This window comes from Streptococcus taonis (assembly GCF_029948085.1).
Taxonomy (GTDB): Bacteria; Bacillota; Bacilli; order Lactobacillales; family Streptococcaceae; genus Streptococcus; species Streptococcus taonis.
Genome location: NZ_JARZZP010000024.1, coordinates 1 through 9,157, shown reverse-complemented (window position 1 = coordinate 9,157; position 9,157 = coordinate 1). Strand labels below are relative to the sequence as shown.

Here is a 9,157-nt window from a genome sequence, read left to right as displayed (position 1 = left end):
TTTCATTTCTCCTGAATTATTTCCTTCAGCTCTCTGAGAAGGGCTTTGCGACCTTTAAATCGTTCGTCTGCCCAGAGGCGTTCATAGGCTTCTTGCTTATCTTCTGGTAACTTTCTTCTATAAGTATTCAACAATTCATGGAGGGCGTAGTAATCATCCAACCACAATCCTCCTTCTGGTAGGCGATGACTAATCTCCCCTACTTCTTCATAGGCCATCCGGTCTAGGCGACGCTTTTGACTCTCTTGTTTTCTGACACTATCAAGGATTCGATTCCGAAATTTTGTTTTGAAGTAAACGTAGAGTTTCTTTTCTTCTTCCACTAGTTCTGGATGGTGTTCTAGAAGTTCATGGAGACAAATCATGCCTTCTTGGTCCCAGTCTTCTTTTTCCCATAGATGAAGATAATAATCTTTTCGGCATCTATGGACAATACCTTTTACCTTCTCATAATACTTTTCAAGCATTTGCTTTCCCCCTTTCTCTGCTTTTAGTTTAGCAGAGAAAGGGGGAAAGAGGGGCTTTGGTTTCTGTTTTGTGTTTTTTTGAGTCCAAGGTGTATCAGGAAGTATTGAGGAAGACAGATGAGAGATAAAAAGACAACCGTTGTCTCTACAGTTGTCTTTGTTTGTGATTTTATATTGATAATATTTTTGATTAAAGTTCTGCAATCTGGTTAAGATTTACTTCTGCAACTGTATCATTACCAAACATTGAGATAATCATCTTAACTTTATTGTTATCAATTTCTGTGATCTTACCTGTGTAATCTGCGAAAGCTCCGTCAATAATACGAACAGTTTGACCAACTTCGACATCAATATCAAATTCTTGGACAGTTTGACCCATAGAAACTAAAATATCGCGAATTTCTTGTTCCAAAAGTGGAGTTGGTTTTGATCTATTTCCGTGTGAACCTACGAATCCTGTTACGTTTGGTGTGTTACGCACAACAAACCATGCTTCGTCGGTCATAACCATTTCTACAAGAACATACCCTGGAAAGCGATTTTCTTCGATTTCTTTTTTCTTTCCATTTTTTTCTACTTGCACTGTTTGTGTAGGAATTTCAACACGTAGAATATTTTCTAGCATATTGTATGTTTGTGCACGTTGCAATAGATTTTCTTTTACTTTATTTTCGTAGCCAGAGTAAGTTTGTAGCACAAACCATCCTTTATCAAAACTATCCATGTTTTTTCCTTTCCTAACTGAAGAATTTCAGCGACTAGATCTTTTCCTTAGCTTATTTTAAAAAATATTAATAAAACGAATCAATCCGCTAACAATCAATTGGTCAAAAATATAAATCATCACTACAAAGAAAGCAGTGTATTCCATGATAGATTTAAAATCTAACCAACTTTCCTTGCGAGTCGGCCAAGTTGTTTCTTTAAGAAGTTTAAAAATGTCCTTAATAAAACGCATCGTTTTCTCCTATCTCGTTTCTCGGTGTGTGGTGTACTTGCCACAGTGTTTACAAAATTTATTTACTTCTAAGCGTGTTGGTTTTGGATTGCCACTAATCTTAATCGAATAGTTTCTAGAACCACAAACCGCACAGGCTAGACTTGCTTTTTTAAGTGCCATAACGCCTCCATCTTACCTATTATAACAATAAACCTCTGCTTTGACAAGTTAAATCGTTTTTGATTTTTTAAGGTAATTTTTCAAAGTAACTTCCACTTGTTTTACCAAGGGATTTATCCAAAATACTTTTAAACATATTTTTTCAAAAGAAAAGCGTCATAACAAGTCAGCGACTCTAACTCCTGATCCAAAAAATCAAACAAATCTAAAAAGATCTCCCTTGTTATCGGTAAACTTGCTTCAAATTCTTTCTTCTGTTATTGCTTGTACTCTGCCAGTAATTTCTTTTTCTTCTCTTTATCCATTTTCTACTCCGACTAACTTTATTCAACAAGGTTCAACAGTCCTTCACTCCTCTCACATAGCACTAAATTCCTTTCATTGATGTAGTTTTTGATAGCAAAAAAAGAGTCAGCAAGCCAACTCTTTCGATCTCTATTCATTTTTTTCCATTAAGAAATCATAGATTTCCTGAACTGTTCCAAGCGCCATTATTTCTTGCTCTTTAACAGTTTGTTTCAGCTTTTGATAAATCTGACTCTCAGCTATATCACGCTTTTCAGCCTCTTTATTCACCCTCATGACTCCATTTTCAATGGTCACAAAGCCAAGCTCTTCAAATATCTGAATCATTTTGACTAATAGGATTTGCTCAATCTTGAGATAGGCCGCCAAATCCTTGAGTTTATAGCGAATGTCAAACTCCGGGAACTGATAGATGGTTTTATACAATTTTGCAAACTGCTCTCTCGTTCCATATCCCGTCAAGTAGTAAGCCTTAGCTATATCATTTTTAAAGTAAATAGCTGAAAACTCCTGTTCCTGACAGATTTTCTTAAGGAGGGATATATCCTCAGGGATATTCTTAACGACAATAGCTGAACAAGAGGTGACATCAGGTAACTCTTGCGTAAAGTCCAAAACGGCTACCCCTTCTGGCAACAGGGCATTCTTACCACGGATGTTAAAGAGCTGGACACCTTCTACACGGGCATCAACCATCATCAACTGCAAGGTTGTTTGTCCATTCCATTGGTTGACAGAGAGAGTCACTGCTAGTTCCAGTTGCTTGGTCTGTGAGAATTCAGTCGCCCATTTCCCTTGACCAAAAGCGACTACCTCAAAACTGGCCTCACCTTTGGAAATTTTCAGCTTGAGATGAGCATTACCAGCCCCCATGACGCGAGCATTTTCAACTTGAAAATCTCGAATATAGAAGACAGGCTTTTGGTTATCCATCCCAAAAGGAGCTAGACGTTCAAAACTTTTCACCGTCTCCAAACTCAAGGTCTCTAAGTCCAGTTCTTCATCTAAAAATAGATTGTTTTTACCTTGGGCATCTACACCTTTTTCTCGGATATAGGCTTCCAAAACATCAGACAAGACTTCCAACTTTTCCACTTCAAGGGTCATACCCGCAGCACCTGCGTGACCACCAAAGGCAATAAACAGTTCTCGATGCGGGTCCAAGGCTTCAAAGATATCGACTGCTTCTACGCTTCGAGCACTCCCCTTGGCGCTTCCATCTTCGATATTCAGTACAATGACTGTCTGACCTAGTTCTTCAAGTAAGCGGCCAGCTACAATTCCAAGAACTCCTGGATTCCAGCCTTCCTTGGCCAAAACTTGAACACTTTTATCAGGATCCACCATGCCCTTGGCTTCATCGTAAATAGACTGAACAATTTCCTTACGTTCTTCATTCTTTTGATGAATCAAAAGGGCGATTTCATGCACTTCCTCATCGTCAAATCCAGTTAACAAATCAATAGCTGGATTGGGATCATCCAAGCGCCCTAAGGCATTTAAACGAGGTGCCAACTGAAAACCGACCGTTTCTTCTGTCACATCACTACTCGAAATCCCAGCAATTTCAAACATTTCTTGTAGACCCATTCGTTGAGTGTTGCGCAAGACCTCAAGACCATACTGGACCATGATACGATTTTCGTCCGTCAAGCTGACCATATCGGCAATTGTACCGATGGCAACCAAGTCCAACAACTCAACCTGCACTTCTTCTAAAAGGGCACAAGCCAACTTAAATGCGACACCACAACCCGCCAAATGCTTGAAAGGATAGTCCGCCCCTGGATGTTCAGGATGGATAATAGCATAGGCATCTGGTAAAACCTCAGGCATAGAATGGTGGTCAGTCACAATGACATCCACTCCCATAGACTGAGCCAAATCAATGGCCTCATGCCCCGCCACACCATTGTCCACCGTCACAATCAAAGACACACCCTGCTGTTCAATGAAATATTTGTAGACACTGGCATTTGGACCATAACCATCCGTAAAGCGATTGGGAAGATAAACCAGGCACTCAGCGCCTAACTGTTCTAAACTTTCCTTGACAATGGAAGCCGAAGTCATCCCATCCGCATCGTAGTCCCCGTAAATGAGAATCAGTTCCCCTTGCTCAATAGCATGGCGAATCCGCTCCACTGCCTTTTCCATATCATTTAAAAGGTAGGGATCATGCAAATCCTCCAAAGAAGGTTCTAAAAATTTTTTCAGACTAGTTTCATCCTTGATGCCTCGTTCAAATAACAAACGAGCTACTTCAGGTCCCAAACCAGCTTTCTTAGCTATCTTTGTAAAATCCGCATCCTCAACTTGCGGAGCAAATTGCCAATTATAAGTAGGAATTATCAAAAAAATCATCCACTCTTTCTTACGATTCTATTGTTTTATTATAACATGATTTCCAGTTTTTCTCTATCTGCTTTGCTTTTATCAAAATTTTACTAATTTTTTTGTAATATCATTTGACAGGAAAACGCTTTTGTTGTAGAATCGATGTTACAAAATCTAACACAAAGGAGAAGAATTATGACTTTAGTAGAATTTAAAGCTGTTGAAAAGTATTACGGAGACTACCACGCACTCCAGAATATCAACCTTCGTTTTGAAAAAGGCCAAGTTGTTGTTTTACTTGGACCATCTGGTTCTGGAAAGTCAACCCTTATCCGTACTATCAATGGTCTAGAGGCAATTGATAGTGGAAGTCTCCTGGTAAACGGACACCAAGTGGCAGGTGCTAGCCAAAAGGATTTGGTCCCCCTCCGCAAGGAAGTAGGTATGGTTTTCCAACATTTTAATCTTTATCCACATAAGACTGTGTTAGAAAATGTAACTCTTGCACCTATTAAAGTACTGGGTATTGATCCCAAAGAGGCTCAAAAAACTGCGCAAAAATATTTAGAATTTGTAAATATGTGGGATAAGAAAGATTCCTATCCAGCCACCTTATCAGGCGGACAAAAACAACGAGTAGCTATCGCTAGAGGTCTAGCTATGAAACCTGAACTCCTCCTCTTTGACGAACCAACCTCAGCTCTCGACCCCGAAACAATCGGCGATGTCCTAGCTGTTATGAAAAAACTAGCCCACGACGGCATGAATATGATCATCGTCACACACGAAATGGGCTTCGCTCGTAAAGTAGCTGATCGCATCATCTTTATGGCAGATGGGCAAGTCCTGGTCGATACAACAGATGTGGATGCATTTTTTGATCACCCAAGTGAACCACGCGCCCAACAATTTCTCAGCAAGATTATCAACCACGAAAGTGATAAGGTCAAATAAGGAGACACCTATGAAAAAGAATTTCTTTCTTGCAACAGTAGTTACCAGTCTTTTAAGCATTGGATTTGTGACATCAGTTCAAGCAGATACCAGCATCTCAGATATCCAAAAAAAGGCAGAAATCGTTGTTGGCGTCAAACAAGACGTCCCTAATTTCGGCTATAAAAACCCGAAAACTGGAGAATTCTCAGGTATTGAAACAGATTTAGCCAAACTGATTGCAGATCAACTCAAGGTCAAGGTCCGCTACGTTCCAGTTACTGCTCAAACTCGAGGTCCTCTGTTAGACAACGAACAAGTGGATATGGATATCGCCACCTTCACAATTACTGACGAACGAAAAAAACTCTACAACTTCACCAGCCCTTACTATACAGACGCCTGTGGATTTTTGGTAAATAAATCAGGTAAGATTAAAGATATTGAAGATTTAAACGGAAAAACCATTGGAGTCGCACAAGGATCCATCACCCAAAAGCTGATTACAGAGCTAGGTAATAAAAAAGGACTATCCTTTAAATTTGTCGAACTCGGCTCTTATCCTGAATTGATCACCTCCCTCCACGCCCATCGGATTGATGCCTTCTCAGTAGACCGTTCTATCCTTTCCGGGTATACCAGCAAAAGAACTGAACTACTTGACGATAGCTTCAAACCTTCTGACTATGGTATTGTAACCAAAAAATCAAACACGCAACTGAATGACTACCTAGATCAATTGGTTGTCAAATGGAGTCAGGATGGGACCTTGCAGGAGTTATACGGTCGCTACAATCTCAAACCTTCCAAACACTCAGCAGAATAAGGAGGTAGCTACATGATAGATTTATCATCTTGGACAGCTTATTTTCAACATTTTGGTCAATTTTTTAACGGATTTCTCTTTACTATAGCTATTGCTCTAGGTTCTTTTACCCTAGCCATGCTATTGGACATCCTATTTGGTACCTTATCCACTAGCAAACATGGTAGTTTACGGATCTTGTCTCGTATCTTTGTCGAATTTTATCAAAACACCCCTCTCCTAGTTCAGTTCGTTATTGTCTTTTACGGCTTGCCTCTGATTAGTAACCATACTATCATGATTCCTATCTACTGGACTGCCGTTCTTTGCGTCGGACTCTACCACGGTGCCTATATCGCCGAGGTCATTCGATCAGGAATTCAGTCTATCCCTAGAGGCCAACTCGAAGCCGCCCTTTCTCAAGGATTCACCTACGCAAACGCAATGCGCCTGATTATCTTACCGCAGGCTTTTCGCATCATTCTCCCTCCCTTGACCAACCAAGTCGTCAACCTGATTAAGAATACTTCGACAGTAGCTATCATTTCTGGAGTTGATCTTATGTTTGTCACCAAATCTTGGTCCGCACTCAACGGCAACTACATCCCAGCCTTTTTAGGTGCTGCCTTCTTCTACTTTGCCCTCTGCTTCCCTGTAGCCCAATTTGGACGAAAAATGGAGCAAGCTAACAAAAAAGCTTATTCACTTTAGGAGGTTTTTATGGAAAGTATTCTTGAAGTTCTCAGTCTAGACAACCTCATCTTTATTTTAAAAGGTTTTGGTCTAACCCTCTATATCTCTTTGATTGCTATCACGCTTTCAACACTGATTGGAACCATCCTCGCTGTCATGCGTAATGGAAAAAACACCCTATTACGAATCCTTGCTAGTGTCTACATTGAATTTGTCCGAAATGTTCCTAATTTACTATGGATTTTCACTATTTTTTTAGTCTTTAAAATGAAATCTACCCCAGCTGGAATCACCGCCTTTACTCTCTTTACATCTGCAGCTCTGGCTGAAATTATCCGAGGTGGTCTTAACGCAGTGGATCAAGGACAATACGAGGCAGGGATGGCACAAGGTTTCTCCTATCGCCAAATCCTTTATCACATCATCCTACCGCAAGCCATCCGCAAGATGCTCCCTGCCATCATCTCTCAATTTGTAACAGTGATTAAGGATACAAGTCTTTTATACTCTGTAATCGCCCTCCAAGAGCTTTTTGGTGCCAGTCAAATTCTCATGGGCCGATACTTTGAACCGGAACAGGTTTTCAGCTTATATATCCTGGTCGCTCTAATCTACTTCAGCTTCAACCTAGCTATTTCAAGCCTTTCACGGACTCTAGCAAAACGTTGGCAACAAGCTGCAGAATAACAAGAGGTTGGGACAAAAAATCCCGACCTCACTTTTTATTAACAATCAAACATTGACGCGGTAGCTGATTGAACTTTTTGTTCGTCTTTTAGACTCCAAAATGCTCCTAATCATCCTCGCGGGGCTGGGACTACGAAATCGAGACTTTGTCTATCGATTTCTGTCCCACCGCCTTTTGAGAGAAATCTTTTTGCTTATTTCTTTACTAAAAAATAAGCTAGGAAATGTTAAACTGACAAACTCTATGCTAGACTAGAAATATGGAACATCATTTTAATCATCGAGCAGAATCATTTGATTCTCCAAAAAATCAATTTCTGGCCGATCTTGTTTGCCAGCATCTAATAAAACAAGTGCCTGATTTGTCAAACAAATCAATCCTAGACTTTGGAGGTGGAACTGGCCTTATCGCCCTTCCTCTTGCCAAACAAGCTAAATCAGTGACCTTGGTTGATATTGCGGACAAGATGCTTGCGCAAGCTCGTCTCAAGATTGACAGTCAAAAACTTGCAAACCTATACTTGATTCAACAGGATTTATTACTTGAACCACTTGAAGAAGAGTTCGACCTTATTATCGTCAGTCGAGTTCTTCATCATATGCCTAATCTTGATGACAGTCTATCTATGTTCAAGGAACATTTGACTCATGGCGGACAACTCTTTATTGCTGATTTTACTCTACCAGCTGGAGAGACACACGGTTTTATCATTTCTGAACTTGAAGAAAGCCTCAGCCAACAAGGTTTCTCGGAAATAACAAGTCAAATACTCTACAGCTCAGACCATCTCTTTCTCCATAAACCTTCCCAATTATTTCTTACAAGTAGCAAAAATATTTAGCCCTTAGAGTATCAGACAAGCACTAAAAACAAAGCAAATGCTAATCTTTACTCAGTTTTTGCATTTTCCCAATAGATAAGGTATAATAGTTGTATTGTCTTTTGGGGTCGTTACGGATTCGACAGGCATTATGAGGCATATTTTGCGACTCGTGTGGCGACGTAAACGCCCAGTTAAATATAACTGCAAAAAATAACACTTCTTACGCTCTAGCTGCCTAAAAACCAGCAGGCGTGACCCGATTCGGATTGCTCGTGTCTGATGACAGGTCTTATTATTAGCGAGATACGATCAGGCTTTGTCTAGCAGTTTGATAAGAGATTTATAGACTCGCAGTTCCTAGGCTTGAGTTATGTGTCGAGGGGCTGTTAAAACAATACATAACCTATGGTCGTAGACAAATATGTTAGCAGGTGTTTGGACGTGGGTTCGACTCCCACCGGCTCCATTATATTAAAAAAACGTTGATGTTCTCAACGTTAGAACGAAGACAAAGTCCTTGGAAGTCAAGTTTCCAAGGGCTTTTCTTTGTGTAAAGTCGTATAATAGAGACAAGAAGAGTTGTGAGGTGTTCCTATGTTTCAAACGTTGATGATATCAACGTTTTTTCTGTCATCATACAAGTTTACAATGTTACATCAAGACACTTGAAAGATGGCAACATTAACTTTTCTTCTATGGGAAAAATAGCATATATAGTGGATTGAACTTAGAGTAGTACAATATAAATTCTAAAACATTTTTAGAAATTAATTTGACTTTCCTAACCTCTTTGTTCACATCTTATTTCAATCAACTATACATTGAACAGCTATTCAATTGAATTTTTAGCATTTTAAAGATCTGTAAGACTGACATTTCCCCTTTCTCCTAATCATTATCCATCAAAAAAACCGTAAGAATTTCTTCTTACGGTTTTTCTAGCAAATTCATAGAATTGAGATTCTCAGTTTTGCTTTATTTG

10 protein-coding genes and 1 other RNA gene are annotated in these 9,157 nt (G+C 39.7%); 6 read left to right on the top strand and 5 right to left on the bottom strand.

Annotated features, from left to right (window positions below):
* Positions 1–2: 2 nt before the first annotated feature.
* The 5 genes from QEZ38_RS09605 to recJ all read right to left on the bottom strand — a co-directional run bounded on the left by QEZ38_RS09605 (position 3) and on the right by recJ (position 4,251).
* Positions 3–467, bottom strand: a complete 465-nt coding sequence (locus tag QEZ38_RS09605; RefSeq protein WP_281335774.1) for a sigma-70 RNA polymerase sigma factor region 4 domain-containing protein — start codon at positions 465–467, stop codon at positions 3–5.
* 190 nt (positions 468–657) lie between these two features.
* Complete coding sequence (nusG, locus tag QEZ38_RS09600) at positions 658–1,194, bottom strand: transcription termination/antitermination protein NusG (RefSeq protein ID WP_045763385.1); 537 nt, start codon at positions 1,192–1,194, stop codon at positions 658–660.
* A 57-nt stretch (positions 1,195–1,251) separates the two neighbouring features.
* On the bottom strand, positions 1,252–1,428 hold the full coding sequence (gene secE, locus QEZ38_RS09595) for a preprotein translocase subunit SecE (RefSeq protein ID WP_001211016.1): 177 nt from the start codon (positions 1,426–1,428) through the stop codon (positions 1,252–1,254).
* A gap of 9 nt (positions 1,429–1,437) precedes the next feature.
* Positions 1,438–1,590, bottom strand: coding sequence for a 50S ribosomal protein L33 (gene rpmG / locus QEZ38_RS09590; RefSeq protein WP_001809375.1), 153 nt, complete (start codon positions 1,588–1,590; stop codon positions 1,438–1,440).
* Positions 1,591–2,025: 435 nt separating this feature from the next.
* Positions 2,026–4,251 (bottom strand): single-stranded-DNA-specific exonuclease RecJ, encoded by a 2,226-nt coding sequence (gene recJ, locus QEZ38_RS09585; RefSeq protein ID WP_281335775.1) that lies wholly within the window; start codon positions 4,249–4,251, stop codon positions 2,026–2,028.
* 177 nt (positions 4,252–4,428) lie between these two features.
* Between recJ and QEZ38_RS09580 the strand changes: the two genes are divergently transcribed.
* The 6 genes from QEZ38_RS09580 (at position 4,429) to ssrA (ending at position 8,644) form a co-directional block, all read left to right on the top strand.
* Positions 4,429–5,187 carry an amino acid ABC transporter ATP-binding protein gene (locus tag QEZ38_RS09580; protein WP_281335773.1) on the top strand — a complete coding sequence of 253 codons (759 nt, stop codon included), beginning with the start codon at positions 4,429–4,431 and terminating at the stop codon, positions 5,185–5,187.
* Positions 5,188–5,197: 10 nt separating this feature from the next.
* Positions 5,198–5,992: a transporter substrate-binding domain-containing protein gene (locus QEZ38_RS09575; protein WP_281335772.1), complete on the top strand. Its 795-nt coding sequence runs from the start codon at positions 5,198–5,200 to the stop codon at positions 5,990–5,992.
* Positions 5,993–6,004: 12 nt separating this feature from the next.
* A complete protein-coding gene (locus QEZ38_RS09570) occupies positions 6,005–6,682 on the top strand; it encodes an amino acid ABC transporter permease (protein ID WP_281335771.1) in 678 nt (225 codons plus the stop codon).
* A 9-nt stretch (positions 6,683–6,691) separates the two neighbouring features.
* The gene (locus QEZ38_RS09565; RefSeq protein ID WP_248036026.1) at positions 6,692–7,351 is read left to right on the top strand and encodes an amino acid ABC transporter permease; all 660 of its coding nucleotides are present in this window, start codon (positions 6,692–6,694) and stop codon (positions 7,349–7,351) included.
* Between the two features lie 260 nt (positions 7,352–7,611).
* Positions 7,612–8,193 (top strand): class I SAM-dependent DNA methyltransferase, encoded by a 582-nt coding sequence (locus QEZ38_RS09560; protein WP_248036027.1) that lies wholly within the window; start codon positions 7,612–7,614, stop codon positions 8,191–8,193.
* A 103-nt stretch (positions 8,194–8,296) separates the two neighbouring features.
* Positions 8,297–8,644, top strand: a transfer-messenger RNA (tmRNA) gene (gene ssrA, locus QEZ38_RS09555).
* The last annotated feature ends 513 nt before the right edge of the window (positions 8,645–9,157 follow it).

What these genes read in the sequence shown, in the direction of transcription:
- QEZ38_RS09580 (WP_281335773.1), top strand. Translation starts at nt 4,429, where the DNA reads ATGACTTTAGTAGAATTTAAAGCTGTTGAAAAGTATTACGGAGACTAC.
- rpmG (WP_001809375.1), bottom strand. Translation starts at nt 1,590, where the DNA reads ATGGCACTTAAAAAAGCAAGTCTAGCCTGTGCGGTTTGTGGTTCTAGA.
- QEZ38_RS09605 (WP_281335774.1), bottom strand. Translation starts at nt 467, where the DNA reads ATGCTTGAAAAGTATTATGAGAAGGTAAAAGGTATTGTCCATAGATGC.
- nusG (WP_045763385.1), bottom strand. Translation starts at nt 1,194, where the DNA reads ATGGATAGTTTTGATAAAGGATGGTTTGTGCTACAAACTTACTCTGGC.
- QEZ38_RS09565 (WP_248036026.1), top strand. Translation starts at nt 6,692, where the DNA reads ATGGAAAGTATTCTTGAAGTTCTCAGTCTAGACAACCTCATCTTTATT.
- secE (WP_001211016.1), bottom strand. Translation starts at nt 1,428, where the DNA reads ATGCGTTTTATTAAGGACATTTTTAAACTTCTTAAAGAAACAACTTGG.
- QEZ38_RS09575 (WP_281335772.1), top strand. Translation starts at nt 5,198, where the DNA reads ATGAAAAAGAATTTCTTTCTTGCAACAGTAGTTACCAGTCTTTTAAGC.
- QEZ38_RS09570 (WP_281335771.1), top strand. Translation starts at nt 6,005, where the DNA reads ATGATAGATTTATCATCTTGGACAGCTTATTTTCAACATTTTGGTCAA.
- QEZ38_RS09560 (WP_248036027.1), top strand. Translation starts at nt 7,612, where the DNA reads ATGGAACATCATTTTAATCATCGAGCAGAATCATTTGATTCTCCAAAA.